This is a genomic window from Pseudonocardia sp. P-1 (assembly GCF_058111925.1).
On sequence record NZ_CM176614.1, the window covers coordinates 4,764,950 to 4,791,170 of the forward strand.

The window sequence follows — 26,221 nt, forward strand, 5'->3', positions numbered from 1 at the left end:
GCCGTGCCCCCGCCGTCGCGCCGCAGCGGACGTCCGCGCGACCCGGACGTCGACCGTCGCGCCCTCGCCGCCGCCCGCGAGGTCTACGGCGAGCGCGGCTGGTCCGGGCTGTCGCTGGAGGAGGTGGCCCGCCGGTCGTCGATCGGGAAGGGGTCGCTGTACCTGCGCTGGCCGACCCGGGCGGCGCTGCTCGTGGCGGCGGTGCGCGACCGGGCCCGCTTCGTCGCCGACATCGACACCGGCTCGCTGCGCGAGGACCTGGTGACCTTCGCCGAGCTGTGGACGGCGTTCGCCACGAGCGACGACGGCCGGCTGGTCGAGCGGCTGCTCGTCGACTCCCACCGGGTCCCGGAGATCGCGGGGGCGCTCGCCGACGACGCCTATCCCGAGCACGTCCGCGGCGCCCGGACGATGGTGCGCCGCGGTATCGAGCGCGGCGAGCTCCCGGCCGGGACGTCGGTGGCGCTGGTCGCGGACCTGGTCGCGGGGGCGGTGCGCAACCACGTCGCGACCACCCCCGCACACCTTGCCGCCCGCGACGACGCCCGGGGTCACGCGGTGGCGGTCGTCGACACCGTCCTGGCCGGGGTACGGGCGCGGGCTCAGCCCTCGCCGTAGGCGGCGGCGATCTCCTGCGGCCCGGCCCACCGGCTGTAGGTGGGGCCCTGCGGCCAGCCCTGCGGCGAGTCCTGCCAGACCTCCTGGCGGCCGTAGGGCAGCACGTCGACCAGCGGGAACAGGTAGGACAGCTGCTCGGTGCCGCGGCCGTCGGTGTGCCAGGTGCGGAAGACGCGGTCGCCGTCGCGCAGGAACACGTTGACCGCGAAGCCGCCCCCGGGCGGGGCGCCGACGTCGGTGCCGAAGCTGCTGTCGGCCGTCGAGTACCAGGTCATGGTGTTGCCGACGCGACGCCGGTAGGCCAGCGCCTCGTCGATCGGGCCCTGGGTGACGATGACGAAGCGGGCGTCGAACTTCTCCAGACCGGCGAGCCGGGTGAACTGCGAGGTGAACCCCGTGCACCCGCCGCACTGCCAGTCGGCGCCGTCGTGCCACATGTGGCTGTAGACGATCAGCTGCGGGTGGCCGTCGAAGATCTCGGCGAGGCGGACGGGGCCGTCCTCTCCGCGCAGGACGTAGTCGGGCATCTCGACCATCGGCAGCCGGCGACGGGCGGCGGCGATGGCGTCGAGCTCGCGGGTGGCGGCCTTCTCACGGACGCGCAGCGCGGCGAGCTCGCGCTCCCAGGTGGCGGTGTCGACGACGGGGGGCAGGGCGGCGGTGATCGGCTCGGTCATGTGAGGCGTGACCGGCGTCGCGCCCGGAACTCATCGCTCACAGACCGCGCACAGGAACCGGACAGGAGTGCGACAGCGCCGCGGACGACGGTGGTCCGCGTACCTCAACGACTCGAGGAGACCCCCGTGAGCACCGCGACCCCGGTCCGACCAGGACGGCACCGCGACACCCCGCCGCCGTCCGTCCCCCACCCGTCCCGCCCACCGGCTCCGGCCCGTCCGTCGCGCCGCCCGGGCGGGTGGCGCGGCTGCTCCGCGGGCCCCACGACGGTCCGCGCTGGGCGCGGCCGGGGCTGCTGGTACTGCTCGCCGCGACCGCAGTGCTCTACCTGTGGAACCTGTCGGCCTCGGGCCATGCCAACGACTTCTACGCCGCCGCGGTGCAGGCCGGGACGCAGTCGTGGAAGGCATGGCTGTTCGGGTCGCTGGACTCCGGGAACGCGATCACCGTCGACAAGCCGCCCGCGGCGCTGTGGGTGATGGTGGCCTCGGCGCGGCTGTTCGGGTTCTCGTCGTGGAGCCTGCTCGTGCCGCAGGCTCTGATGGGTGTGGCGGCGGTGGGGCTGCTGCACTCCACGGTGCAGCGGTGGGCCGGGCCCGCCGCGGGACTGTTCGCCGGTGCAGCGCTGGCGCTGACACCGTCCGCGGTGCTGATGTTCCGGTTCGACAACCCGGACGCGCTGCTGACGCTGCTGCTGGTCGCCGCGGCCTGGGCCGGCTCGCGCGCCGTCGACGCCGCCTCGGTGCGGGCGTCCACCTGGTGGCTGGTCGCGGCCGGGTCGGCGGTCGGGTTCGCGTTCCTCACGAAGATGGGGCAGGCGCTGCTGGTCGTCCCGGCGCTCGGGCTGGTGTACCTGGTCGCCGGCTCGCCGCGGCTGCGGACCCGGATCGTGCAGATGGGCGCCGCGGTGGCGGGGATGGTCGTCTCCGCGGGGTGGTTCATCGCGCTGGTGGAGCTGTGGCCCGCGTCCGACCGGCCCTACATCGGAGGATCGACGACGAACTCGCTGCTCGAGCTCGCGCTGGGCTACAACGGCCTCGGCCGGCTGCTCGGCGGCACCGGCAACGGTGGCGGCCCCGGCGGGGGAGGCGGTGGTGGCAACACCGGCTTCGGCGGCGCGGCCGGTCCGTTGCGGCTGTTCACCGGTGAGCTCGCCTACGAGATCTCCTGGCTGCTGCCTGCCGCGCTGATCCTGCTCGTCGCGGGGCTGTGGGTCACCCGGCGGGCGCCGCGGACCGACCGGACCCGCGCGGCGTTGCTGCTGTGGGGTGGCTGGACGCTCGTCACGGCGGCGGTGTTCTCGATGATGAGCGGCACGATGCACCCGTACTACACGGTGGCGCTGGCCCCGGGGCTCGCCGGAGTGGTGGCCGTCGGCGGGGCGGCGCTGTGGCGGGAGCGGGGTGCCCGGTGGGCGCGGATCGTCGCCGCGACGACGGTGCTCGTCACCGGTGGCTGGGCGGTCGCGCTGCTGGTGGTGAGCGCGGAGTCGTTCTCCTGGCTGTGCCGGCCGGTCGGGGTGGTCACGGTGGTCGCGGCGGGGCTGATGCTCGCGCCCGGCCGGGGGCGAGCGGTGGTGCGGTCCGGTCTGGTCGCGGTGCTGGTGGCGGGGATGCTCGGGACCGGGGTGTACGCGGTGGCGACGGCGTCGACCGGGCACACCGGCAGCATCCCCTCGGTCGGGACGGTGTCGAGCTCGTTCGGCACCACCGCCGGTTCGTCCGGCGGTCCCGGCTCGGGCCCGGCCGGCCCGGGTGCGGCCGTCGGCGCGGACGGGTCCGGTGGTGCCGGGGCAACGCCCCCGGGGCAGGGCGGTGGCGGGCCCGGCTCCGGCGGTGCGACCTCGGTGGAGCTGACCTCACTGCTCGCCGCGACCCGGTCCTCGTCCGGGACGACCTGGGCGGCTGCGGTCGCCACCTCCCAGACCGCCGCGTCGCTGGAGCTGGCGAGTGGGACCGCGGTCATGTCGACCGGTGGGTGGGCCGGCAGCGACTCCGCCGTCACCCTCGCCGAGTTCCGGTCCTACGTGGAGCAGGGCCGGATCGCCTACTACGTGGCGGGCGGCCAGGGCGGCGGCCCCGGTGGGCAGAGCGACTCGACGAGCAGCCGGATCGCGACCTGGGTCGCCGAGCACTACACGGCGACGACCGTCGGCGGTCAGACCGTCTACGACCTGTCCGCCCCGACCTCCTGACCCGCTCGTCGCCACCTCGCGCACCCCGTCGGATCGGTGGGCTGCGCGAGGCGTTGCCGGTGGGTATGTGCCCGGGCGAGGCTGTATCCACGCCCGGGCCCGGTCCCGGCCCATCCCGGCGCAACGTAGCCCGGCCCGGCGTTCACGCCGGCGCCGCGACGGGTCGGTCGTCGGCGTCGAGGTCAGGTCGGTGCGCGCGGTGGTGGTGCGGCCGGCGGTGGTGGTGCCGGACCGCAGTACCTGTGTCCGGTCGGTGTCACGGTGACCACGATGCCGTCGGGCGCGCGGAAGACGTTCCAGCCGGGTTGTTCGCGGACGTGGTTGTGGAACTCGCACACTCCACGTCCGTTCTCCAGCTCGGTGCGTCCGCCGTCGGCATCCCGCCGGATGTGGTCGAGGTGGCGGACGGGTGCGTCGCAGTAGGGCTCGGTGCACCGGTTCTCCGCGCGTGCTTTCACGAGGGTGGCGAGGAGTCCGGTGAAGGTGCGTCTGCGGGAGTCGCCGCCGATCACGAGGCCCTGGTCGGTGAGCAGGCGGCGCAGGGACGTCGTCCCCTCCGGGGTGGCGAGCAGGTCGGCGGGGACGGGTCCCAGGCCGGGGATCTCGGCGGGCAGCGGGGAGGTGGGGTCGAGCAGGGCCTGGACGGGGACGGTGACCTGGACTTCCAGGTTCACGGCGGTCGCGGTGGCCTGCCCGGTGACGCGTTCGACCAGGGTGTCGGCGAGGACCTGTCCGCGGGTGCGGGTCAGGGGCTGCGGGTCGACCTGGATCTCGACGAACGCCTTCTGCAGCGCGGCCAGGCAGGCGGCGCCCTGCTCGACCGGCACGTACGCGGTCAGGTAGCTCATCGCATCCGGCGCGGGCCGCAGGGTGACCCGGCGCTCGACCCTGGCCGCGTGGACGCGGGCGCGGAACCGGTCGGGAGCGATCTCGGCGACCAGACGCCGCGTCATCGCCCGCAGGCGCCCGATGCCGTAGCGGGTGAGGTCGTGCACGGCAGCGAGCCGGGCGTCGACCCGCGCGCGTTGGGTGGGGTCGAGGTCGCGGCACTCGACGGCGATCGCGGTGACCTTGGCGGCGCTGAGCTGCCCGGTCTCATGGAGGCGCCGGACGTCGTCGAGCCCGGCGTGCAGGTCGCGGGCGTCGGCGACGCGGGTGCGGGCCTCGGTGGTGGAGACCCGGCAGGCCAGTTGGATCTGGGCGACGACGCTGCGGTGGACCTTGTCGACGTCGGTCCGGTCATCGACGCGGTGGCTGTCGACATGGGCCTGGGCGAAGGCGCGGATCCGGCTCGCCTGGAGGGCAGCCAGGCAGGCCTGGAGGGATTCGATCTCCTGGATCTGGTCGATCAGCTCGGCTTCGGACAACGTGGAGGTGTCGGCGGCGAGGGCGTGGTCGAGGTGGAACCGGAGCAGGGTGAGGTCACCCGATGGGAACCCACCTGCGAGCACGCCGGTGGCGTGGGCGGGTGGTTCCTGGGTGGCGGTCACACCATCGAGGATACTCGAACGTGTGTTCGATGACCAGTTTCCGTTCGCGATCGCGAATCCGTGGCCTGCGGTGATGCGGACCGCTCGCGACGGTGCCTCGTGGTGTGGGTGACTGCGCACCGTAAGGGGACAGTGCGATGCCGACCGGCTGCGTCGTGAGGTGACGCGAGAGGGACGGCCGCACCGGGTACCCGTCGTGACGGCGTTGCTGCCACCGGCAGGAGGTGGCGAGGACGGATCGCGCACGGCTCTGGGTACCGGTCCGGGTCGGGGTCCGGCGACCGCGCCGGGGGGCGACGCGCGGACGAGTGCGGCCACCGGAGCGACGCCGCCACCCGGCCGACGTGACCCGGAACCGCGGAGCCCGACAGGGCCCTCAGCCCCACTTCTCCCGCACCGAGGTGAACACCTTCTGCCCGTACGAGAACTCCACGACGTTCCCGTCCGGATCGGTCAGCGCGCAGATGTACCCCACCGGCCCCGGCATCTGCCGCGGCTCCCAGTGCAGGCACCCCGCGTCCCGGGCGCGGTCGGCGGCGGCGTCGACGTCGTCGCGGGTCGGCACCTCGATCCCCAGGTGGGCGAAGGGGCGCAGCAGCCCCAGCTCGCCACTCTGCTCGGCGTCGAACGACACCAGGACCAGCACCATCGGTGTCTCCACCTGACCGGCGTTGGACAGCCAGGCGCTCCGCCCGGCGTCGTCGGAGAAGCGTTCGACGACGGTGAGGGGTGTCATCGTCGTGTAGAAGTCGATGGCGGCGTCGAGGTCGCCGGTGGGCAGCGCGACGTGGGTCCACCGCGCCTCGGTCAGCTGTGCGTCGGTCACGGGGATTCTCTACCCGACGACGCCGCGGTCGTGCAGCCCACCGATGGTGCGCGCGTCGAGACCGAGGACGTCGGCGAGTACCTCGTCGGTCTCCCGGCCCAGCTCGGGGGCGGCGCCGGGGTCACCGTGGTCGGCGTCCCACCGGATCGGCGAGCGCGCGGTGATACCGGTGGCGCCACCGGGCAGAGCCAGATCGGCGAGCAGCGGGTGCCCTCCGGCGCGGTGCTCGGCGACGACGTGGGTCATCCCCTGGTAGCGGCCCCACAGCACGCGGGCCCGGTTCAGCTCGGACTCCACGGTCGCCGAGTCGCGCGCGGCGAACCACGGCCGCAGCACCGCCGCGATCGTCTCGCGCAGCCGGTAGCGCTCGGTCTCCGAGGTCAGGTCGGCGTCGAGGGCGGGCTCCAGTGCGGCGAACACGTCACCGGTCCCGGTGACCGACACCAGGGCGTTCCACTGCGCCGGGGTCAGCGCGACGACCATCACCCGGTTCCCGTCGGAGCAGGCGAAGTCGACGCCGAAGCTGCCGTAGACGTGGTTGCCGTGCCGTGGCCGCTCGTGCCCGCGCTCGTCGGCCTCGGAGAGCCAGCCCAGGTTGGCGACGCCGGCCAGCGCCACGTCGGACAGCGCGATCTCGGAGTACACCCCGGCGCCGGTGCGGGAGCGCTGGTACACCCCGGCGAGCACGGCCGTCGCGACCGACATGCCGGTGACCAGGTCCCACGCGGGCAGTACGTGGTTGACCGGGGCCGCGCCCTCCTCGCTGCCGGTGATCTGCGGGATCCCGACCTCGGCGTTGACGGTGTAGTCGACGGCGGGTCGGCCGTCCGGGTAGCCCTGCACGCGCACGTGCACCAGGTCCGGGCGACGCGCGACGAGCGCGTCGTTGGCCATCCAGCGGCGGCCCACGACGTTGTCGACGAGGACACCGCGGTCCGGGCCCGGGGCCGTCGCCAGGCCCAGGACGAGCTCGCGGCCCTCGTCGGAGCGCAGGTCGATGCTGATCGACCGCTTGCCCTTGTTCAGCGAGGCCCAGTAGTAGGAGTCGCCGGTGCCGTGCCCGGCGGCGGGCCAGCGACCGTGGTCGGGGCCGCCCCCGAGCGGGTCGATGCGGATGACAGAGGCCCCGAGCTGCGCGAGCGTCATGCCACCGGTGGGACCGGCGACGAAACTCGCGCACTCGACGACGTGCAGACCGGACAGCGGACGCGACATGGCGACCATCCTGCCCGGCGACGGGGCCGGACGGATCAGAGGTGTTCGATCAGCCGCTGACGGGCCAGGCGCTCGACCATCTCGGGGAGCGCTGCGGTGGAGACGACGTCGAGGTCGCGGCGGGAGCCGCGCACGACGTGGTCGACGAGGTCGGGGGAGAAACGACCGGCGAACTCGGCGGTGAGCCGGTCGACGGCGCCCCGGACGGTGGGGTCGGTGACGGGTGGGTGGACGGAGGCCTGCACAGGAATGGTCGTTTCGGTCGAGGTGGTGTCCGGTACGCGGCGGAGTGCCGCGCCGCGCGGGATCGCGCGGTGCCGGTACGGGGTCGGTGGCACCGGCCGTGGCCGGGACGCCGGGTGGGCGCCTCCCGGGGACGGTCCGGGCGGTTCGTCGCGGCCGGCGTGTCACCGGGCGCGATCGACTGGCACCACCGTATCGGACGTACGGGTCGCGCGTCGACCGATTACGCGGGCCCCGGCTGATCGCGGTCCAGGTGGACCTCGCGGTCGGGCTCGACCGCGGCGACCCCGGTGACACCCCGCAGGACGTCCGGGTCGTCGCACGTCCCGACGACCACCCCGACCCCCGTGAGCACCTTCTCCACCTGCAGCCCGGCGGCCGCGCAGGCCCGCGCGACGTCGTCGGCGACGTGCCCGTCGGCCACCGACACCAGCAGCCTCCCGGTCGTGCTCATCGGCCCGGGGCCCGGACGAGTCCCGCGCCGACGTCGCCCGAGGGCAGCGCCAGCCGCTGGGCGGCCTGCGTGAGCTGGGTCCACAGGTCGCGCCCGCGGGCCCCGGTGCGCTGCGACCACAGCGCCGCGATCCCGGAGACGTGCGGGGTGGCCATCGAGGTGCCCGAGATCGTGTTGGTGCGCTGGGGCATCGGCCACGACGAGTAGACGTCCACACCGGGGCCGGCGATGTCGACCTGCCCGCCCTCGACCGCGGAGCTGGCCGCGGAGAAGTCGGCGATGGCCAGCGCGGCGTCCACCGCGGCGACCGCCATGATCGACGGGCTGTTCGCCGGGACACCGACGAAACCGACGTTCCCGGCCGAGCGCTCGGCGTTGTTGCCGGCCGCGGCGACGATCAGGGTGCCCGCGTCCAGCGCGCGCCGCCCGGCGTTCTCGTAGGCGGCGGAGACCTCGTCGAGGTCCGCGCCCAGCGACATCGAGACGACCTGCGCGCCGGAGGAGATCGCCCACTCGATGCCCTCGAGGATGCCGGCGTCGGTGCCGGAGCCGTCGTCACCGAGCACCTTGCCGACCAGGATCCTCGCCTCGTGGGCGATGCCGTAGCGGCGTCCCGAACCGGGGGCGAGCGGCCCGCAGGAGGTGCCGATGCAGTGCGTGCCGTGCCCCTGCACGTCGGCGACCTCCTGGCCGTCGACGAACGAGCGCGACTCGATCTGCCGCCCGGCGAAGTCGGGGTGGCCGAGGTCGAGGCCGGTGTCGAGGACGGCGACGGTGATCCCGGCGCCGGTCTCGGCGGCGACGTCCGCGCCGGTGGCCTGCAGTCCCCAGGTGACCTGGTCGTTGTCGGCGAACCGGGCCGCGGCGGGCGCGTCGGCGGTCTCCGACGCGGCGGCGCGCTCGGCCAGGAAGCCCGCCGCGTCGGCGAACCCGCGCAGGTAGTCGGCGCTCAGCCCGGGCCCGGACAGGGCGCGCAGCACGCGTTCGGGCTCCACCGACAGCACCCGGCGGTCGGCCCGCACAGTGCGCAGCCGGGCCGGGTCCAGCTCGGCGACGGCGACGCCGAGCCGGGCGAACAGCGTCGGGTGGGCCCCCGGGGTGTCGTCGCGGCTGCTGGTCACCTCGGACAGGCCGGTCAGCTCCGCCACCGCCGAGCGTGCCGTGTCGTGGTCGGCCACCAGGTCATCGCTGAGCACCAGCAGGTACCGGCCGGTCAGCGTGCCTGCGGTCCGGCCCGGGACGGCCGCGTGCGGCTCCACCATGTCGCCTCCGTCGATCGACTCGTGACCACCCATCGTGCCCCAGTGATCGCGCTCCGGCACGGTCTGCGGGCGAACGGGTGGTGACGACTCAGGGCCGCTGCCCGACCGTGTCCGCCAGCAGCGCCTCGGCGACCACGTGCAGCTTCCGGTTCGTCTCGTGCGAGAGCCGGCGCAGCAGGGTGAACGCCTCGTCGGCGGAGCAGCCGCGCTGGGCCATGAGGGCCCCCTTCGCCTGCTCGATGCTGACGTGCCGGGCGAAGCGGGCCCGCAGGTGGCTGTTCTCGGTGTCCAGGGCACGGGCCAGTGCCGCGGCGGGGAGGTCGCTGCCGTCGGCGCCGGGGCTGATCAACCCGGTGACGTCCTCGATGTGGTGCAGCACCCCGATGACCCGCCCGTCCGGGGCGGTCAGCGGGGAGTTCACCGTGACCCACACCCGTTCGACGAAGCCGGGCGTACCCGTCGCCGCGGGCACGTCGTGACGCTGCACCGGCAGGTGGTCGCGCAGCCCGAGGCGCAGCACCCGCGACAGCGACGCCGTCAGCCTGGCGACGCCGTCGGCGCCGGGCCGGTGCGGGTCGTCCGGCAGCGCGGCCGTCAGCGGTCTGCCGACCAGCTCGCCGGACGCGCGCAGGGTCGCCGCACAGAAGGCCGCGTTCGCCCCCACGACCGTGAGCTCCCCGTCGACGACCAGGTACGGGGAGCGCGTGGCACGGAACACGGGATCGTCGCAGCAGGCGCGCAGGATCTGCGCGTCCGAGGGCCCGGAAAGCATCTGACCTCCGCCGCGCCGGAACGCGACGGTTCGGCGGGTGCCGCGGCGAGCGGCACCGGAGACCTGGCCCGGCGCGTCCGGCAGATGATGTCTGCGGAAACGGTTCCCGGGGTGGACCCCGGGATGCCGGGCCGGTTGCTTGACCCTGCGTGCTCGCGTCCGGAACCTGACGGTTCGCGGACGTCGGGAAGAACGTTAGGACAGTGCGTCACGCCTGCTGACAGCGGGTGTCCGATTACTCCGGACGTCGCGTTCGCGACCCCCGGATGCAGTGACCGGATAGTCCAATCCATATCTCGAGTTACGGTAGGGTCGGGCCGACCCCACCCCGGAAGCCCCCAGGAGCAACGATGCTCGGTCTGATGCAGGACCGTCCCCTGACGCTGCCGCACGTCTTCCACCGTGCCGAGCAGTACTTCGGACACAAGGAGATCGTCACCGCCACCCCGGCGGGGACGGTCCGCACCACCACGGTCGCCGAGTGGGCCGTACGCACCCGCCGGCTGGCCACCGTGCTCGACACCCTCGGCGTCTCCGCCGACGGCCGGGTCGGGACGTTCTGCTGGAACACCGACCGGCACCTGGAGCTGTACCTGGCGGTGCCGTGCACCGGCCGGGTCCTGCACACGCTCAACCTGCGGCTGTTCCCCGACCAGCTCGTCTACGTGGCCGACCACGCCGAGGACGAGGTCGTGTTCGTCGAGCGCTCCCTGCTCGGCCTGTTCTGGCCGCACGTGGACCGGATGACCACGGTGCGCCACGTCGTCGTCATCGACGACGGCGCGCCCACCGAGATCCCCGACGACCCGCGCATCCGGCTCTACGAGGAGCTCCTGGCCGCGGCCGAGCCGTTCGCGGGCCGGTTCGTGGTGGAGGACGAGAACACCGCCGCCGCCATGTGCTACACCTCCGGCACCACCGGCAACCCCAAGGGCGTCGTCTACTCGCACCGCTCGACGCTGCTGCACTCGCTCGCGACCCTGTTCGCCGACGGCGTCGGGCTCTGCGAGCGCGACGTGGTCCTGCCGGTCGTCCCGATGTTCCACGCCAACGCCTGGGGCCTGCCCTACGGCTGCCTGCTCGCCGGCACCTCGCTCGTGCTGCCCGGGCCCGGCATGACCCCGGACGCGGTCCTGACACTGATCCAGGACCACCGGGTCACCGTCGCCGCGGGCGTCCCGACGATCTGGATGGGCCTGCTGCCCAGGCTCGGCGAGTACGACTGCTCGTCGCTGCGGGTCCTGCTCTGCGGCGGCTCGGCGGTGCCGAAGTCGATGTCGGAGGGCTTCCGCACCGCGATCGGCCTGCCGGTCCTGCAGGGATGGGGGATGACCGAGACCTCGCCGGTGGCGACCCTGGGCGTGCTGCGCTCCCAGCACGACGACCTGTCCGACGACGACAAGGCCACCGTGCGCGCCCTGCAGGGCCCCCCGGTCCCGCTCGTCGACCTGCGCATCGCCGACCCCGAGACCGGTGCCGAGCAGCCCTGGGACGGCACCACCAGCGGTGAGGTGCAGGTGGCGGGCCCGTGGATCGCCTCGGAATACTACCGCGGCGAGGGCGGCGGCACGCAGTTCACCTCCGACGGCTGGCTGCGCACCGGCGACGTCGCCGTCGTCGACGGCTCGGGCTACGTCAAGCTCGTCGACCGCACCAAGGACCTGGTCAAGTCCGGTGGTGAGTGGATCAGCTCGGTGGAGCTGGAGAACGAGATCATGGCGCACCCGAAGGTCGCCGAGGCCGCGGTCATCGCGATCCCGCACGAGCGCTGGGTGGAGCGCCCGATGGCCTGCGTCGTGGTGAAGGACGGCGAGACCCTCACCGCCGACGAGCTCCTCGCCTTCCTCACCGACCGGGTCGCCAAGTGGTGGCTCCCCGACGCCGTCGAGTTCATCGACGAGGTGCCCAAGACGAGCGTCGGCAAGTTCTCCAAGAAGACCCTGCGGGAGAAGTTCGAGGGCTACTCGCTGAGCTGAGCGGCCGCCTCGCGGTCCGTGGTCCCGGTGCGTGGCGCCGGGACCACGGCCGCGCCGCCCTGCTCGGGGATGACACCGTCCGGGACGGCCGCGGCGGCCCCGGCGAGCAGGTCGAGGCAGTGCACCTCGCCGCACCCGTCGCCGACGACCACCGTCCCGCCCCCACCGCGACCGCGGTCAGCGGCGCGTCCAGCGGCACCCGGCCGAGCGCCGTCGCCGAGGTCAGGTCCCACAGCACCGCCGTGCCGTCCGAGCCCGCGGTCACCGCGCGGCACCGGCCCGCACCGGCGGCCGCGGTCAGGTGCGCCGCGTCGGCGCGCACCGTCGTCACCGCGGCCGACCCGGCCCGCCAGACGTGCACCCGGCCGTCGGCGTCGCAGACCACGCCGTGGCAGCCGTCGTCGTCGACGGCGACGGCGGTGACCAGCCCGGCCGGCAGCGCCGCCGTGACCACCTCCGCCGAGGCGGGCCGCCAGCAGGCCAGCAGGCCGTCCGCGGCGAGCAGCACCGTCGCCCCGCCGGGGGTCGGCGCGGCCACCCGCGGTGCCGACGGCAGCCGGGTGGTGCGGAAGGCCCGCCCGCTGCGCGCGTCGCGCACGGCGACCGTGCCGTCCGGCTCGCCGGTCACGACCAGCGCGCCCCGCCCGGCCAGCACACGGCCGGGCAGCGACACCGCACCGGCCCGGACCCCGGTCGTCGCGTAGCGCTCCTCGACGGTCGCGGTCCCGGTGACGGCGAACAGCCTCGTGCCGGACGGGTCGAACCACAGCGGGCCCGCACCGGCCGGGGCGCCCCAGCGGCGCGCGCCGGTGGCCGGGTCGTGCGCGAGCAGCCCGTCGGAGCGGCGACCGGCCGAGACGACCAGGCCCGAGCCCGCGGCGACCGCACCGACCGCGGGGGAGACCCCGGCGTGCCCGCCGGCACCCGGCCGGGCCCGTGCCGAGTCCCAGACCAGGACGCGGCCGTGGTCGTCCCCGGTCGCGACGACGGTGCCCGCGGCGTCGGCGGTGACCGCCCGCACCGCGGCGCCGTGCCCGGCGAGCTCGGCGACCGGGCCGGGGCCGCTGGTCGGGACGAGCTGCACGGTCCCGTCCACCCGCCCGACGACGACCCGGCCCTCACCGGCGCACGCTGCCGCGGTGGCGGCGACGCCGTCGCCGGGGACGTCGAGCCGTACCGCGTCCTGCGGCACCCCGTCGACCAGCGCGAACACGTGCAGCGCACCGTCGGCGGTGGCCGCGAGCAGCTGCCCCGCGGTCGGCACCACCACGGCGACCACGGCTGGCCCGCCCTCCAGCAGCCCCAGCGGGGCCCCGGTGGCCGGGTCCCAGGACCGCAGCGTGCCGTCCACCCCGCCGGACACGACGGTGCCCTGGCCGGTCGCAGTCAGTGCGGTCACCGGGCCGGCGTGCCCGCGGGCGACCGAGACGGCCGCGCCGCTGGTCACGTCCCACACCCGCACCGCGCCGTCGGCGCCGCCCGCGACCACCCGGGTCGGGGCGGTCCCGGTCACCGCGAGCGCGGTCACCGGGCCGGGCCGCCCGGCCAGGGTCGTGACCTCGGCGCCGCGGGCCGGGCCGTCGGTGGCCAGCACCCGCACCTCGGGGTCGTCACCGGCGAGGGCGACCAGGCCGCCGTCGGGGGACAGGGCGACCGTCCGGGCGTGGACCGCGGAGGCCGGGGGCCGCGGACCGCCGGGCCCGGCGAGCGGGTCCGGGACCGCGTGCCCGGTCCCGGCGTCCCAGGCACCGCTCTCACCGGAGGCGTCGAGCGACAGCAACAGGCCGTCCGGTCCGGCGAGCAGCGCGACGACCGCGTCCCCGTGGCCCTCCAGGACCCGGCTCAGCGCGGCCGACGGCGGCCGGGTGCGCCAGCGGGTGGTCAGCGCGGGGACGCCCTGGGCGGTGAGCCGGGCCCGGGCGGCCCCGGCCAGCGCGGCCTCCCCGGCCAGGACGGCCCCGGCGAGCAGGTGCTGGGCGACCGGCGCGGTGCCGGAGCGGCGCAGGTGGTGCGCCTCGAGGTCCAGGACGCGGCGCAGCGCCTCGGGTGTCACCCCGTCCGGCGCGACGCCCGGGTGCTCCCCGTACGGCGGTTCGCCGGCGGCGATGCGCCGTTCCAGCCCGTCCCAGAACGTCTCGACGGCCATGCGTGTGAGCCCTCCCCGGGGTCGCGTTCGGTTACCTGTCGTGGCCCCGCGCCCCATCGTTAACGCGGGAGGGGGTGTCGCCACCCGAACCGGCGGTGACCGGCGGCGAGCCCTCGGTGACCGGCGCGCGGCCCGTGGGTGTCGGGGGCAGGGGCTACCGTCCGTCCCGTGCCCGCCACCACTCGTGCCGTCCTCTCGCTCGCCGAGATCGCGGTGTTCGCGCCGCTGGTCATCGCGCGTCGCACCGCCCGGATGCTCACCTCGGGCTTCCCGCCCCCGGCGCGTGAGGTCCGCGAGTTCCACCGGATGTGGGCCGAGAAGGTCGACGGGTTCTCCCGGGCCGCGGTCGTCCTGGTCACCTCGAAGCCGGGGCCGGAGACCCTCGAGCGGGCGCTGGAGCCGATCCGCACCCGGGTGCGGGCCAACGCCCGCCGTCTAGGCTGACCGCCCGGCGAGCACTCGGGGGTGCGGTGTGACGGAGGGGACGGCGGTCCGGCGCGGACGGCGGCCGATGAGCGACCGTCGCCGCACCCTGCAGCGCCTGGAGATCTCCCGGGCCGCGATCCGGCTGTTCCGCGAGAACGGCGTCGCCGCGACCGGCGGGGAGCAGATCGCCGAGGCGGTCGGGCTGTCGGCGCGCACGTTCTGGCGCTGGTTCCGCACGAAGGAGAGCTGCGTCGAGCCGGTGCTGAGCCTGACCACCGACGCGTTCACCGCGAGCCTGGCCCGCTGGCCCGCGGGCGTCGGGCTGACCGAGCATCTCGCCGCGGACTACGCCGAGCACCCCGACGCGGGCCCGGACGACGGCGACCTCGTGCTCGCCGTGATCCGGATGAGCCGCGACGAGCCCGCGCTGCGCGCGATCTGGCTGGTCGTGCAGGAGCGGGCCGAGCCGGTCCTCGCCGGGATCCTCGCCGGCCGGTTCGGCCGTGATCCCGGCGACGTCGCCGTGCGGGTGCAGGCCGCCGCGCTCAACGGGGCGCTGCGGGTCGCGACCGAGGACATCGCCGCCGCCACCGCCGACGGGCGCCGTCCACCGGCCGCGCAGCTGCGCGAGCGGCTGTCGGCGGCCGTCGACGCCGCGACCCACGGCGTCGACGGCGAACGCGCGGCCGGTCAGGGGCCGACCCGCACCGCGTAGGTCTGGCAGACACTGCCAAAAAGGCACTGTGAGACGAGCGTCTCGTGGTCGGTCCCGGCCGATCTCATTACTGTCAGGCAGTGACATGAAGACACTCGACGACACCAGACGCGGGCGGGCGCCGATGAGCGACCGCCGGCGCGAGCTGCAGCGCCTGGAGATCTCCCGTGCGGCTGTGGCGCTGTTCCGGGAGCACGGCGTGCACGCCACCAGCGGCGAGCGGATCGCCGAGGAGGTCGGGCTGTCCGGCCGGACGCTGTGGCGCTGGTTCCGCACCAAGGAGAGCTGCGTGGAGCCGCTCCTCGCCCGCAGCATCGACGCCGTCGTCGCGACGCTGCGGCGCTGGCCGGCGGGGGTGGGCCTCGACGAGCACCTGCTCGCCGAGTACCGCCCGCCGGATGACCCGGTCGACGCCGCCGACGCCGACGCCGCGATGGCCGTCATCGCGCTGTCGCGCACCGAGCCCGGTCTGCGGGCGGTGTGGCTGGCGGTGCACGAGCGGGCCGAGCCGGTGCTCGCCGAGGTGATCGCGGCCCGCGCCGGCCGCGAGCCCGGCGACCTGGACGTCCGGGTGCACGCCGCCGCCGTCGCCGCCGCCCTGCGGATCAGCGGCGAGGACCTCGCCGTCGAGCTCGCCGCGGGCGTCCGGTGCGCCGACCCCGTCGACCGACTCGGCCGCGCCCTGCGCGCGGCCACCACGACCCTTCCCCGGGCAGGAGATCCCGCGTGACCACCACCCCGTCCCGTACCGAACCGGTACCGGCGAACCGGACCGGACCGCTGATCGCCGTCCTCGTCGGCGCCGCGTTCGTGATGATCCTCAACGAGACCGTGCTGAGCGTCGCGCTGCGTGACCTGAGCGTCGACCTCGGTGTCCCCGCCACCACCACCCAGTGGCTGACCAGCGGCTTCCTGCTGACGATGGCCGTGGTCATCCCCACCACCGGCTACCTGCTCGACCGCTTCACCCCGCGGCAGGTCTTCCTCACCTCGCTCGGGCTGTTCACCGCGGGGACCGCGATCGCCGGCTTCGCGCCCGGGTTCGCGGTGCTGCTCGTCGGCCGCATCGTGCAGGCCGGCGGCACGGCGATGATGATCCCGCTGCTGATGACCACGATCCTGCGTCTGGTGCCCGCGGAGCGCCGCGGCGCGACGATGGGCACGATCACGATCGTCATCGCGGTCGCGCCCGCGGTCGGTCCGACGATCGGCGGCGCGATCCTGTCCGGTCTGGGCTGGCGCTGGATGTTCTGGCTGGTCCTGCCGCTGGCCGTGCTCGCCACGGCGGCCGGCGCCCGGTGGCTGCGCATCGACGGTGGCGGCCGCCCGGTCCCGCTCGACGTGGTGTCGGTGCTGCTGTCCGCCGTCGGGTTCGGCGGCCTGGTCTACGGGCTGTCCTCGCTGGGCGGCCACGGCGGCGGGGGGCTCCCGCCGTGGGTGCCGGTCGTCGTCGGGCTGGTCGCGCTGGCGGTGTTCGTGCTGCGCCAGCTGCGGCTGATGCGCTCCGACCGCGCGCTGCTGGACCTGCGCCCGTTCCGGCGCCGCCAGTTCGTCGTGGCGCTGGTGCTCACCGCGCTGGTGCTGCTGTCGCTGATCGGCGTCGCCGCGGTGCTGCTGCCGCTCTACCTGCAGACCGTGCTCGGGACGAGCACGCTGGTCTCCGGGCTCGTGGTGCTGCCCGGCGGGCTGCTGCTCGGACTGCTCGGCCGCCCGGTCGGCGCGCTGTTCGACCGCGTCGGCGCCCGCCCGCTGGTGATCCCCGGCGCGGTGCTGATGGCGACCGGTCTGCTGCTGTTCTCCACCCTCGGTCCGGGCACCCCGCTCGGCGTGGTCGTCGGCTTCCACCTGGTCCTGATGGGCGGGCTCGCGCTGATGATGACGCCGCTGATGACCGAGGCGCTCGGCTCGCTGCCCGACGAGCTGTACTCCCACGGCAGCGCGATCCTGTCCACGCTGCAGCAGGTCGCGGGCGCGTTGGGGACGGCCCTGTTCGTCACCGTCGCCGCGCTGGGCTCCGCCGCCACCGGGGCCTCCCCGGACGCGGCCGGGCTGCACGCCGCGTTCGCCGTCGCGGGCGGGGTCGGTGTGCTGGCCGTCCTGCTGTCGCTGCTGGTCCGCCGCCGGACCGTGGCGGAGGCGCCGGTCAGCTGAGGGCGGCGCGGTGCTCGCGCTCGGTGGCGGCGCGGAGCACCTGCACCTTGTCCCCGACCCGGAGCCCGGCGAAGAACTCCTCCGCCGGCTCCGGGTCGAGCTTGACGCAGCCCGCCGAGGCGCGGTCCCGGTCGCCGCCGTGGAACGCGACGCCGCCGTCGGCGAAGAACACCGACCACGGCATCGGGGCGGGCTCTCCGTCGGGGGTGTCGAACTCGCCGCTGCGGTGGTCGGCGGACGTGCGGTACACCCGGAACGAGTGCCCGACCGGGGTCTCCTGGCCCGCCCCGCCGGACGCGACCGGGACCGGACCGTAGGACACGGTGCCGTCGGTGATCAGCCAGGCCCGCTGCGAGTCCAGGTCCACGCACGCCCGTGCCGACACCGAGCACGGCGTGCCGGGCACCGGCGACTCGGCGTGCGTCTGTCGCGCGACCTGGCTGCTCTCGCCCTCGGCGACGTCCGAGGCGGCGGTCGCGCCGGCGTCGGCCGCGGCGACCCCGGCGCTCGCGACCCCGGCCAGGACGACCAGCCCCGCCATCGTCGCCGCCGTCCTCCGGCGCCTGATCGGTTCCGTCACCGGTGCTCCCCGCTCGTCGACGTCCGTCCCCCTCTCCAACGCACGGACGGGGCTCCCGTGACGGTCCGCCCACATCGGTGTGTCACCGACGGGTGACGGCCGGTGACCGGACGGGTCACGTCCCGTCGGGCATGTGCACCGGGTCCCCGACGGCGATCGCACCGGAGGTCAGCACGCGGCAGACCGCGCCGCCGCGGTCGTGCAGTGCGCGCCGCGCCCCCGGCCCGACGGCGGTCTCCATGACCCGGCACGGTGCGGCCTTCCGCGCCACCTCCACCTCGACGTCGCCGAGCCGCAGCAGGGTGCCGGGCGTCGTCGGGACGGTGCCGTGGTCGACGGTGACGGTGCGCCGGGTGCCGCCCGAGGGCACCGGGGCGCCGAGCGCGTCGGCCGCGGCGTCGAGCTCGTCGCGGCTCTGCACCGAGACGTGCCGGTGCCGGGTGCCGAAGTACCGGTCGCCGACGACACCGCTGCCCGCGACCACCTCCACCCGCTCGACGTCGTGGATCGGCGCACCCCGCTCGGCGGCGACGTGCAGCCCGAGGACCCTCACTCCACCGTCACCGACTTCGCGAGGTTCCGCGGCCGGTCCACGTCGCGTCCGAGCGCGACGGCGGCGTGCCGGGCCAGCAGCTGCATGGGGATCCCGAGCAGGACCGGGGCCAGCTCCGGCTCGGTGCGCGGCACCCGCAGCACGGCGTCGGCGAGCCCGGCGGGCAGCTCGGCGTCGGTCACCGCGATCACCGGCCCGCCCCGGGCCCGGATCTGCTCGATCGTGCCGACGTTCTTCGCGAGCAGCTCGTCGTCGGGCACCACGACGACGCTGGGCATGTCCGGGGTGACCAGCGCCAGCGGGCCGTGCTTGAGCTCCGAGGCGGGGTAGGCCTCGGCGTGGCAGTAGGAGATCTCCTTGAGCTTCTGCGCGCCCTCCCGCGCGACCGGGCTGCACCGCGTGCGCCCGACGAAGAACATCGACGACGCGTGCGCCCAGCGCTGCGCGACCGCGGCGACCGTGCCGTGGGCGGCGTCCTCGGCGAGTACGGCCTCGACGTGGCGGGGCAGCGCCGCCAGGCCGTCGAGGAGCCGCCGCCCGTCGGCCACCGAGAGGTCGCGCACCCGGCCCAGCAGCACCGCGAGCATCGCGAACGACACGCTCATCGTGGTGACGGCCTTGGTCGAGGCGACCGACACCTCCGGCCCGGAGTGCAGGAACACCCCCGCGCCGCACTCGCGGGAGATCGCCGAGCCGATCACGTTCACCGCGCCGATCACCCGGCCGCCCTTGCGCCGCAGCTCCTGCACCGCGGCGAGGGTGTCCGCGGTCTCGCCGGACTGGCTGACCGCGACGTAGAGGCAGTCCGGGTCGACGACCGGGTTGCGGTGGCGGAACTCCCCGGCCGGTTCGGCCGTCGCCGGGATCCGGGCCAGCTGCTCGACCAGCCCGGCGCCGATCTCCCCGGCGTAGTAGGCCGACCCACAGCCCAGGAACAGCACCCGGCGGACCCCGCGCAGCTCGCGCGGGTCCATCCCCAGGCCGCCCAGGCGGGCGGTGGCGAACCGGGTGTCGAGCCGCCCGGCCAGCGCGCGGCGCAGGGCGTCGGGCTGCTCGGCGATCTCCTTGGCCAGGAAGTCCGGGTGGCCGCCGAGCGCGTAGTCCTCGGAACCGGTCTCGACGGTGGTCGGGCTGATGCGGGTCGAGCCCTCGATGCCGTCGGCGCGCACGGTGACGATCTCGCCGTCGTCGAGGAACACGACCTTCCGGGTGTGCCGCACCACCGCGGCCAGGTCCGAGGCGACGACCATCTCGCCGTCGCCGATCCCGAGCACGATCGGGCTGCCGTTGCGCGCGACGACGATCTCGTCGGGGGTGCGGGCGTCGAGCACCGCGAGGCCGTAGGTGCCCTCGACGCCGGCGAGCGCCGTGCGCACCGCGTCGGCGAGGGTCGCGGCCCCGCCGGCGAGGGCCTCGGCGACCAGGTGCGCGAGCGCCTCGGAGTCGGTGTCGCTGCGCAGCACGACCCCGCGGGCGGTGAGCGCGGCACGCAGCGCCTCGGCGTTCTCGACGATGCCGTTGTGCACGATCGCGACCCGTCCGGACGCGTCGGTGTGCGGGTGCGCGTTGGCCTCGCTCGGCTCGCCGTGGGTGGCCCACCGGGTGTGTGCGACGCCCGACCGGCCCGGTGGAGGGGCGTCACCCAGCAGCGTGCGCAGGTCCTCCACCCGCCCGGCGGTGCGCCGCACCGTCACCTTCCGACGGTGCGCCACGGCCAGGCCCGCCGAGTCGTAGCCCCGGTACTCCAGCCGGGACAGCCCGTCGAGCAGCACGCCCGCCGCCTCCCGCGGCCCCACATAACCCACGATCCCGCACATGCACGTTCCCCCGTCGTCCGCTCAGCCGTAGACGATCCGGCGCAGCCGCCGCTGGGAGACGTCACCAGGGCCGACCACCCGCGCGGCGAGCTCGGCCGCGATCCGCGGCCAGATCTCGTCGTTGCGCCGGTCGCGGGCCTGCAGCTCGCGGTGCCGGCGGCGGACGAACTCCTCGGTGGTCTCGCCGAAGTAGGCGACGACGTCGGCGACCACGCGGGCCGCCACCGGCTCGGCGAGCCCGGTGGTGGCGGCCACGTGCCGCACGAGATCCGGATCCACGCCGCCGATCCTGACCGGCCGTGAGGCGGAGGGCCAGGAATCTGCCCGGAATCGGGCAGGGATCAGCGATCGCGGGCGATCCGGAAGGTGAACTCCAGCAGCCGCCACTCCCCGTCGGGCTCGACGCCGTCGGGCATCGGGCCGCTGCGCGGCGCGAAGTCCACGACCAGGTCCTCCTTCACACCGAACACCGTGTCCGAGTCGAGGTGCTCCCCACCGGCGACGAACAGCTGCGTGATCAGCTGCCGGTGCCCCGGCGCCTGGATGAGGAAGTGCAGGTGCGGCGCCCGGAAGGGGTGCCGTCCGGTGGCGTGCAGCATCTCCCCGACCGGTCCGTCGGCCGGGATCGGGTAGGCGGCGGGCAGGATCGAGCGGAACCGCAGCCGGCCCGCGTCGTCGGTGCGGAACCGGCCGCGCAGGACGGGGCCCTCGGTCTCGGGCAGCTGCAGGTCGTAGAAGCCGTCCTCGTCGGACTGCCAGATGTCGACGACCGCCCCGGCGACCGGCTCGTCACCGGTGTCGGTGACGACCACGTCCACCCACAGCGGGGTGCCCTTCTTCCCCGCGGAGACGTCGGTTCCCTGGTCCAGCTCCGGCGGGCCGTCGGTGTAGAACGGCCCGAGCACGGCCGAGGACGTGGTGTCCGGGGTGCGGGAGTTGGTCAGCACGTCCACCACGCTGGACAGCCCGAGGGTGTCCGAGAGCAGCACGAACTCCTGGCGCCGCTCGTCGGTGATATGCCCGGTCCGGGTGAGGAAGTCGATCGCGGCCTGCCACTCGTCCTGGGTCAGGTCGTGCTCGCGCGCGTAGCCGTGCAGGGTGGCCGCGAGCGCGGCCAGCAGGGTGCGGAGCCGCTCGTCGGGCCCGCCGAACGACGCGGTGACCTGCGCGGTCAGCGCGTCCAGGGTGGCGCGCACCGGGTCGCCCGGCCGCTCCCCGGCCCAGGCCCGCCCGAGCAGCGCGCGCACACCGTCGCGGGTCACCGGCACCGGGTTCGGGTACGGGCGGGCGACGGCCTGGTCGGCGAGCCGGTCCAGGTCGGCCTCGTCGACGCCCAGCCCGGCCAGCGACGTCGGCCCGCCGGCGGCGACGAGCAGGTCGAACACCGTCCCGGCCGGGTCCGGTCCGAGCGCCTCGGCGATCCGCGGTGCGGCGGCGGCGTTGTGGGCGATCACGTGCGGCAGCAGCACCGCGTGGGTCGGGGCGTGCGGCAGGTCCAGCGAGCCGCCGACGGTGTGGGCGAGCTTGTGCTGCAGCGCCATGCCGGCCCGGTCCAGGCAGGTCCCGGCCAGCCACGCTCCGCGCAGCAGCGCGTCGGTGTCGCCGTCGCGCAGCCCCGCGGTGAGCAGCCGCACCGACTCCAGGGCGGCGGCGTCGGTCAGCGGGTCGCGGTCGGTGCTCCACAGCGCCTCGACGGCGTGTGCCAGCGCGTTCACCGCGCTCGGCACCCCCACCCGCGACGGCAGGTCGGCGACGAGCGTCGTGTCGTAGACGACGGTCTCCGGCCGGATCGCCGGGTCGGTCCGGGTGGTCTTCACCCCCGGCGTGTCCACCCCCAGCTCGCCGAGCACCGCGGTGCACTCCGAGCCCGAGTACGTCGTGGGGACGACGACCTGGTCCGCACCGGTCCGCACCGCGAGCGCCTTGGACAGCCCGATCTGCGAGCCGCCCCCGATCGCGACGACGCAGTCCGCCCCGGCCGCGGTGAACGCCGCCAGCGCCTCGTCGGTCACCGTCACCGGGGTGTGCACGGCGGCCCGGTCGAACCGTCCGGCGAGCAGCGACCCGAGCGCGGCCCGCGCCCGGTCCGCCGCGCCCGCGGGGTGGCGGCCGCCGACGAGGAACACCCGCGACCGGCCGAGCCGCGTCACCTCCGCGGCGAGGTCGTCGAGCGTGCCGGGGCCGAACACCACCCGCGCGGGGGAGGGGTCGTGGACGAAGCCGGTCATGCGGTCACCTCCGGGGTCCGGTCCAGGATGCTCCCCAGCACCTCGCGCAGCGCGGCCGCCGGGTCGGCGACGAGCGCGTCGCTGCGCCAGGCGACGTGGGCGTCCGGGCGGACGAGGACGCAGCCGTCCTCGCCGACCTCGCGCAGCCGGGCCCAGTCGTCGTAGAGGTCGGTGTGCTCGCGGCCCGGGCCGACCACGTGCGCGGCCAGGTCGATCCCCAGCTCGGCGGCGACGGTGTCCGCGGCCGTGGCCCAGGCACCGCCCGCGATGCCGGTGAGCAGGGCGAACCGGCCCTTGCCGGTGATGTCGTGGGTGGAGACCCGGTGTCCGTCGCGGCCCAGCCAGCAGTGCGGCAGCCGGTGCCCGGGCCGGGTGGTCGGCCGGTAGAACAGCTCCGGGTCGCGCTCGGGCGGCGGCTCGGGCGTGCCGTCGGCGACGACGCCGGGGCCGGTGTAGGCCTGACCCATCTCGACGCCGTGCGCGTTGAACTCGTAGTCCTTGGCCTCCAGCGCCGCCCGCAGCTCGGCGCGCCGCCGGGCCCCGGTGGGGGAGTCGTCGGCGCGGGCCGCCATCGAGGCGCGCATGGCCTCGGGATCGGCACCCGGGGTGAGCCCGAGCGCGGTGAAGATCGGGCCGAACTCCTCCACCGAGCGGTTGGCGCGACGCACGATCTGCTCGCCGACGGGGGCGCGCTCGGCGTCGTAGGAGTCCAGCAGCCCCGGCCCGGCGGTGCCGCGCAGCACCATCGCCAGCTTCCAGCACAGGTTGTAGGAGTCCTGGATCGAGGTGTTGGAGCCCAGCCCGTTCGACGGCGGGTGGCGGTGCACGGCGTCACCGGCGCAGAACACCCGGCCCGACCGGTAGCGGGTGGCCCACTGCTCGTTGACCGTCCACACCGAGGTCGAGCGGATCGTCACCGGCACGGAGTCGTCACCGATCAGGTCGTGGACGATCGCCGTCGCCGCGGCGTCGTCGAGCTCCGGCGGGGGACCGGCGAGGTCGTAGCCCCAGATCGCCATCCAGCGGGTCCACGGCCGCACCATGCGCAGCACGCCCATCCCGATGCCGCCGACGTCGGCACCGGGCTGCAGCACCCAGTACAGGACACTCGGCCGGTGCTCGACCAGCGCGGTGAGGTCGGCGTCGAAGACGATGTTCATGCTGCCCGCGAGCTCGCCGCGGCCGTCGAAGGGCAGGCCCGCGTCCCGGGCGACGGCGCTGCGCCCACCGTCGGCGCCGATCACGTAGCGGGCCCGGATCGTCAGCTCCGCCCCGGTGAGCCGGTCGCGCGCGGTGACGGTGACGCCGTCGTCGTCCTGGACGTGATGGCTGTACTCGGTGTCGAAGCGGACCCGGCTGCCGCGCTCGGCGGCCCGGCCCACCAGGATCGGCTCGAGGATGTTCTGGGGCAGGTCGCAGTGCGACGACGGGCTGGCCACGGTGTAGTCGGCGCGCCGCGCGGGGTGGGTGCCCCAGGTCCGGACCCGGCCGAGCTCGTCGCCGCCGAGCGCGGTGCAGAACACCGTCTCGCCCATGAGGTGCGACGGCGTCCCCTCGGCGACGACGTCGGCCTCCACCCCCTGGTCGCGCAGGATCTCGACGGTGCGCTGGTTGGTGATGTGCGCTCGCGGGGTGTCGGCGGTCCACCGGTACTTGGTGATCACGAGGTGGTCCACGCCGAGACCGGCGAGGAACAGGGCGGCCGAGGAGCCCGCGGGCCCGCTGCCGATCACGAGGACGTCCGTCGTCACGGTGCTCACCGGCGCATCATCGTTGAAGAGTCAACGATCGTCCAGGTCCGTCGTCCGGATCCCCATCGCGCGTCCGGCCTCGGGGGAGATGTCGTCGGAGATCCGGGCGATGAAGGCGTCCATCGCGTCCTGCATGCGCGAGCGGAACGACGACAGCAGCGCCAGTGTCGCGACCGGCTGCAGCTGCTCGACGGTCTGCTGGATCCGGGGCGCGTCGCCGGCGGGCAGCCCGGCCTCGACGTGCTCGTCCCACACCTGCCGGGCGAACAGCTCGACGAACATCTCGGCGACGGCGCCGGTGTGGTCGTCGAGGCGCCGGCGCAGCCCCACCAGCGCGGCGGGCGGGATGCCCAGCCGTACGGCCTCCGCGGCGGCCCGGGCGAGGTCGGGCTGCAGGATGCGCAGCCGTCCGTGCGCCGCGGTCTCGACGACGCCCGTCGCGCACAGGTGCCGGACCAGCTCGTCGGCCGACACCGCGTCCGGGTCGAGCCCGAGGTGGGTGGGCAGCTCCGTCCCGTCGACCTCGACGGGCTCCTCCGGCTGCCACGGGGCGAGCATCCCGCGGTAGAGCCGCAGCGCCTCCTCGGCGGTCCGTCCGGGGTCCTGGGTGACGAGCACCTCGATCGCCCCGAGGGAGAAGCCGCGCCGGCGCAGCCCGTTGACCAGGTCCAGCCGGTCGAGGTGGGTGTCGGTGTAGCGGGCGGCCCGGCCGGCCCGCTCGCCCGGCGGGAGCAACCCGCGCGTGATGTAGGACCGCACCGTCCGCACGGTCATCCCCGCCCGGCGGGCCAGCTCCTCGATCGGGAAGTCCGCCACCCGGACGATCCTAGACAGTCGATCTCGACATCGTTGTTGGAGAAACCGATGTAACGTTCCCGCAGGTCGGAGGCCGACGCCGTCGTCACTGGTGACGGGGGTGTCGCCGTCCCAACTTGCCGTCGTCACCGAGATCGGGTCCGATGGTCCCCGACCGCGACGACGAGGTGGGTCATGACCGACGCCGTACTGCCGAGGGGGCTGCGCCGCGTACGCAAGGCGGCCGCCCGTTTCACCACGCCACTGCTGCCCGACGACTACCTGCTGCTGCTCAACCCGCTGTGGTCGGTACGGGAGCTGCGCGGGCGGGTGGTGAAGGTCGTGCCCGAGACGGCCGACGCCGCGACACTGGTCATCCGTCCCGGCCTGGGGTGGTCGTTCGACCACCGCGCCGGCCAGTACGTCGGGATCGGCGTCGAGGTGGAGGGCCGTTTCCACTGGCGTTCCTACTCGCTGACCTCCGAGCCGCGCCGCGACCGCAGGCACATCTCGATCACCGTGAAGGCGATGCCGGAGGGCTTCCTGTCCCGCCATCTCGTCGACGGCGTCGGCCCCGGCACGGTGGTGCGCCTGGCGCTGCCGCAGGGCGAGTTCGTGCTGCCCGACCCGCCACCGGAGCGGCTGCTGTTCCTCACCGCGGGCAGCGGCATCACCCCGATCATGGCGATGCTGCGGACCCTGGACCGTCGCGACACCGTCACCGACGTGGTGCTCGTGCACTCGGCCCCGCGCGACGGCGACGTCATCTTCGCCGACGAGCTCGACGCCCTGTCCGCGCGGCACCCGTCGTTGCGGGTGCAGCTGCACCTCACCGGTGAGCACGGCAGGCTCACCCCCGACGGGCTGGCCGAGTACTGCCCGGACTGGCGCGAGCGCAGCACCTGGGCGTGCGGCCCGGAGGCGATGCTCGACGAGGCCGAGGACCTGTGGGAGTCCGCGGGCCGGGGCGCGGCGCTGCACGTCGAGCGCTTCTCCGCGTCGTTGCGCGGGGGTGAGGCGGAGGGCGGCACGGTCACCTTCGTCCGCCGCGGCTCCGCCGCCACCTCCTCGGGCGACGCCGACGCCACCGTCGACATCGACGGCGCCACCACCCTGCTCGACGCCGGGGAGCAGGCCGGCCTCGACCTGCCCTACGGCTGCCGGATGGGCATCTGCCTTACCTGCACCGTCGGCCTGCGGTCGGGCTCGGTGCGCGACCTGCGCGACGGCACCGAACGCCGCGGCGACCCCGACACCCCCGCCGAGAGGATCCAGACCTGCATCACCGCCGCCGCCGGTGACTGCGTCCTGGAGATCTGACACCGAGACCC

The 26,221-nt window shown here is 75.1% G+C and carries 24 protein-coding genes; 8 read left to right on the forward strand and 16 right to left on the reverse strand.

Annotation, left to right across the window (positions count from 1 at the left end):
- Nucleotides 1-3 precede the first annotated feature (3 nt).
- Entirely contained in the window at nucleotides 4-618 is a 615-nt protein-coding gene (locus AC0GKK_RS23440) for a TetR/AcrR family transcriptional regulator (RefSeq protein WP_208826650.1), read from the forward strand.
- On the opposite strand, the gene AC0GKK_RS23445 is transcribed toward AC0GKK_RS23440, so the two are convergent.
- On the reverse strand, nucleotides 603-1,295 hold the full coding sequence (locus tag AC0GKK_RS23445; RefSeq protein ID WP_357440677.1) for a DUF899 domain-containing protein: 693 nt from the start codon (nucleotides 1,293-1,295) through the stop codon (nucleotides 603-605). The two genes, AC0GKK_RS23440 and AC0GKK_RS23445, sit on opposite strands and share 16 nt — an antisense overlap.
- Before the next feature lie 239 nt (nucleotides 1,296-1,534).
- On the opposite strand from AC0GKK_RS23445, the gene AC0GKK_RS23450 reads away from it, so the two are divergent.
- The gene (locus tag AC0GKK_RS23450) at nucleotides 1,535-3,490 is read left to right on the forward strand and encodes an ArnT family glycosyltransferase (RefSeq protein ID WP_489882536.1); all 1,956 of its coding nucleotides are present in this window, start codon (nucleotides 1,535-1,537) and stop codon (nucleotides 3,488-3,490) included.
- Between the two features lie 182 nt (nucleotides 3,491-3,672).
- Here the strand turns inward: AC0GKK_RS23450 and AC0GKK_RS23455 are convergent, their stop codons facing one another.
- From AC0GKK_RS23455 to AC0GKK_RS23485, 7 genes are all read right to left on the reverse strand, one after another.
- Entirely contained in the window at nucleotides 3,673-4,980 is a 1,308-nt protein-coding gene (locus AC0GKK_RS23455) for an HNH endonuclease (RefSeq protein WP_489882537.1), read from the reverse strand.
- A gap of 376 nt (nucleotides 4,981-5,356) precedes the next feature.
- Nucleotides 5,357-5,806, reverse strand: a complete 450-nt coding sequence (locus AC0GKK_RS23460; protein WP_405416089.1) for a VOC family protein — start codon at nucleotides 5,804-5,806, stop codon at nucleotides 5,357-5,359.
- A 9-nt stretch (nucleotides 5,807-5,815) separates the two neighbouring features.
- A complete protein-coding gene (locus AC0GKK_RS23465) occupies nucleotides 5,816-7,021 on the reverse strand; it encodes a CoA transferase (protein ID WP_476652105.1) in 1,206 nt (401 codons plus the stop codon).
- Between the two features lie 35 nt (nucleotides 7,022-7,056).
- Entirely contained in the window at nucleotides 7,057-7,266 is a 210-nt protein-coding gene (locus tag AC0GKK_RS23470; protein WP_405416094.1) for a hypothetical protein, read from the reverse strand.
- Between the two features lie 221 nt (nucleotides 7,267-7,487).
- A complete protein-coding gene (locus AC0GKK_RS23475) occupies nucleotides 7,488-7,718 on the reverse strand; it encodes a hypothetical protein (protein ID WP_208825390.1) in 231 nt (76 codons plus the stop codon).
- Nucleotides 7,715-8,980, reverse strand: coding sequence for a S8 family serine peptidase (locus tag AC0GKK_RS23480; protein ID WP_357440673.1), 1,266 nt, complete (start codon nucleotides 8,978-8,980; stop codon nucleotides 7,715-7,717). Before AC0GKK_RS23480 ends, AC0GKK_RS23475 begins: the two co-directional genes overlap by 4 nt.
- A gap of 88 nt (nucleotides 8,981-9,068) precedes the next feature.
- Nucleotides 9,069-9,752: an ANTAR domain-containing protein gene (locus AC0GKK_RS23485; protein ID WP_405416098.1), complete on the reverse strand. Its 684-nt coding sequence runs from the start codon at nucleotides 9,750-9,752 to the stop codon at nucleotides 9,069-9,071.
- A 350-nt stretch (nucleotides 9,753-10,102) separates the two neighbouring features.
- On the opposite strand from AC0GKK_RS23485, the gene AC0GKK_RS23490 reads away from it, so the two are divergent.
- A complete protein-coding gene (locus AC0GKK_RS23490) occupies nucleotides 10,103-11,728 on the forward strand; it encodes a long-chain fatty acid--CoA ligase (RefSeq protein ID WP_224401926.1) in 1,626 nt (541 codons plus the stop codon).
- On the opposite strand, the gene AC0GKK_RS23495 is transcribed toward AC0GKK_RS23490, so the two are convergent.
- Nucleotides 11,643-13,874, reverse strand: coding sequence for a WD40 repeat domain-containing protein (locus AC0GKK_RS23495; protein ID WP_489882538.1), 2,232 nt, complete (start codon nucleotides 13,872-13,874; stop codon nucleotides 11,643-11,645). The two genes, AC0GKK_RS23490 and AC0GKK_RS23495, sit on opposite strands and share 86 nt — an antisense overlap.
- A 168-nt stretch (nucleotides 13,875-14,042) precedes the next feature.
- Here AC0GKK_RS23495 and AC0GKK_RS23500 point away from each other — a divergent pair, with 168 nt between their 5' ends.
- The 4 genes from AC0GKK_RS23500 to AC0GKK_RS23515 all read left to right on the forward strand — a co-directional run bounded on the left by AC0GKK_RS23500 (nucleotide 14,043) and on the right by AC0GKK_RS23515 (nucleotide 17,166).
- Entirely contained in the window at nucleotides 14,043-14,318 is a 276-nt protein-coding gene (locus tag AC0GKK_RS23500) for a hypothetical protein (RefSeq protein ID WP_346103426.1), read from the forward strand.
- 67 nt (nucleotides 14,319-14,385) lie between these two features.
- Nucleotides 14,386-15,015 carry a TetR/AcrR family transcriptional regulator gene (locus AC0GKK_RS23505; protein WP_489882539.1) on the forward strand — a complete coding sequence of 210 codons (630 nt, stop codon included), beginning with the start codon at nucleotides 14,386-14,388 and terminating at the stop codon, nucleotides 15,013-15,015.
- 124 nt (nucleotides 15,016-15,139) lie between these two features.
- A complete protein-coding gene (locus tag AC0GKK_RS23510) occupies nucleotides 15,140-15,745 on the forward strand; it encodes a TetR/AcrR family transcriptional regulator (RefSeq protein ID WP_489882540.1) in 606 nt (201 codons plus the stop codon).
- Nucleotides 15,742-17,166, forward strand: a complete 1,425-nt coding sequence (locus tag AC0GKK_RS23515; protein WP_357440657.1) for a DHA2 family efflux MFS transporter permease subunit — start codon at nucleotides 15,742-15,744, stop codon at nucleotides 17,164-17,166. Before AC0GKK_RS23510 ends, AC0GKK_RS23515 begins: the two co-directional genes overlap by 4 nt.
- On the opposite strand, the gene AC0GKK_RS23520 is transcribed toward AC0GKK_RS23515, so the two are convergent.
- The 7 genes from AC0GKK_RS23520 to AC0GKK_RS23550 form a co-directional block, all read right to left on the reverse strand.
- Nucleotides 17,159-17,746, reverse strand: a complete 588-nt coding sequence (locus tag AC0GKK_RS23520; protein WP_489882541.1) for a L,D-transpeptidase — start codon at nucleotides 17,744-17,746, stop codon at nucleotides 17,159-17,161. The genes AC0GKK_RS23515 and AC0GKK_RS23520 overlap by 8 nt on opposite strands.
- A gap of 115 nt (nucleotides 17,747-17,861) precedes the next feature.
- Nucleotides 17,862-18,299 (reverse strand): MOSC domain-containing protein, encoded by a 438-nt coding sequence (locus tag AC0GKK_RS23525; protein WP_489882542.1) that lies wholly within the window; start codon nucleotides 18,297-18,299, stop codon nucleotides 17,862-17,864.
- Nucleotides 18,296-20,116, reverse strand: a complete 1,821-nt coding sequence (gene glmS / locus AC0GKK_RS23530) for a glutamine--fructose-6-phosphate transaminase (isomerizing) (RefSeq protein WP_489882543.1) — start codon at nucleotides 20,114-20,116, stop codon at nucleotides 18,296-18,298. The genes AC0GKK_RS23525 and glmS overlap by 4 nt, the downstream gene beginning before the upstream one ends.
- A gap of 21 nt (nucleotides 20,117-20,137) precedes the next feature.
- On the reverse strand, nucleotides 20,138-20,395 hold the full coding sequence (locus AC0GKK_RS23535; RefSeq protein ID WP_083658930.1) for a hypothetical protein: 258 nt from the start codon (nucleotides 20,393-20,395) through the stop codon (nucleotides 20,138-20,140).
- A gap of 62 nt (nucleotides 20,396-20,457) precedes the next feature.
- Nucleotides 20,458-22,344 carry a maleylacetate reductase and hydroxyquinol 1,2-dioxygenase domain-containing protein gene (locus tag AC0GKK_RS23540; protein ID WP_489882544.1) on the reverse strand — a complete coding sequence of 629 codons (1,887 nt, stop codon included), beginning with the start codon at nucleotides 22,342-22,344 and terminating at the stop codon, nucleotides 20,458-20,460.
- Entirely contained in the window at nucleotides 22,341-24,104 is a 1,764-nt protein-coding gene (locus AC0GKK_RS23545) for an FAD-dependent oxidoreductase (protein ID WP_489882545.1), read from the reverse strand. Before AC0GKK_RS23545 ends, AC0GKK_RS23540 begins: the two co-directional genes overlap by 4 nt.
- 21 nt (nucleotides 24,105-24,125) lie before the next feature.
- Nucleotides 24,126-24,911 (reverse strand): MerR family transcriptional regulator, encoded by a 786-nt coding sequence (locus AC0GKK_RS23550; RefSeq protein ID WP_357547671.1) that lies wholly within the window; start codon nucleotides 24,909-24,911, stop codon nucleotides 24,126-24,128.
- Nucleotides 24,912-25,085: 174 nt separating this feature from the next.
- Here AC0GKK_RS23550 and AC0GKK_RS23555 point away from each other — a divergent pair, with 174 nt between their 5' ends.
- Nucleotides 25,086-26,210 carry a ferredoxin reductase gene (locus tag AC0GKK_RS23555; RefSeq protein WP_489882546.1) on the forward strand — a complete coding sequence of 375 codons (1,125 nt, stop codon included), beginning with the start codon at nucleotides 25,086-25,088 and terminating at the stop codon, nucleotides 26,208-26,210.
- Nucleotides 26,211-26,221: the final 11 nt, after the last annotated feature.

Bases quoted from the DNA above. Each gene is read 5' to 3' on its own strand.
- AC0GKK_RS23445 (WP_357440677.1), bottom strand. From the start codon at position 1,295: ATGACCGAGCCGATCACCGCCGCCCTGCCCCCCGTCGTCGACACCGCC.
- AC0GKK_RS23555 (WP_489882546.1), top strand. From the start codon at position 25,086: ATGACCGACGCCGTACTGCCGAGGGGGCTGCGCCGCGTACGCAAGGCG.
- glmS (WP_489882543.1), bottom strand. From the start codon at position 20,116: ATGTGCGGGATCGTGGGTTATGTGGGGCCGCGGGAGGCGGCGGGCGTG.
- AC0GKK_RS23490 (WP_224401926.1), top strand. From the start codon at position 10,103: ATGCTCGGTCTGATGCAGGACCGTCCCCTGACGCTGCCGCACGTCTTC.
- AC0GKK_RS23485 (WP_405416098.1), bottom strand. From the start codon at position 9,752: ATGCTTTCCGGGCCCTCGGACGCGCAGATCCTGCGCGCCTGCTGCGAC.
- AC0GKK_RS23495 (WP_489882538.1), bottom strand. From the start codon at position 13,874: ATGGCCGTCGAGACGTTCTGGGACGGGCTGGAACGGCGCATCGCCGCC.
- AC0GKK_RS23505 (WP_489882539.1), top strand. From the start codon at position 14,386: ATGAGCGACCGTCGCCGCACCCTGCAGCGCCTGGAGATCTCCCGGGCC.
- AC0GKK_RS23465 (WP_476652105.1), bottom strand. From the start codon at position 7,021: ATGTCGCGTCCGCTGTCCGGTCTGCACGTCGTCGAGTGCGCGAGTTTC.
- AC0GKK_RS23475 (WP_208825390.1), bottom strand. From the start codon at position 7,718: ATGAGCACGACCGGGAGGCTGCTGGTGTCGGTGGCCGACGGGCACGTC.
- AC0GKK_RS23510 (WP_489882540.1), top strand. From the start codon at position 15,140: ATGAGCGACCGCCGGCGCGAGCTGCAGCGCCTGGAGATCTCCCGTGCG.
- AC0GKK_RS23540 (WP_489882544.1), bottom strand. From the start codon at position 22,344: ATGACCGGCTTCGTCCACGACCCCTCCCCCGCGCGGGTGGTGTTCGGC.
- AC0GKK_RS23480 (WP_357440673.1), bottom strand. From the start codon at position 8,980: ATGGTGGAGCCGCACGCGGCCGTCCCGGGCCGGACCGCAGGCACGCTG.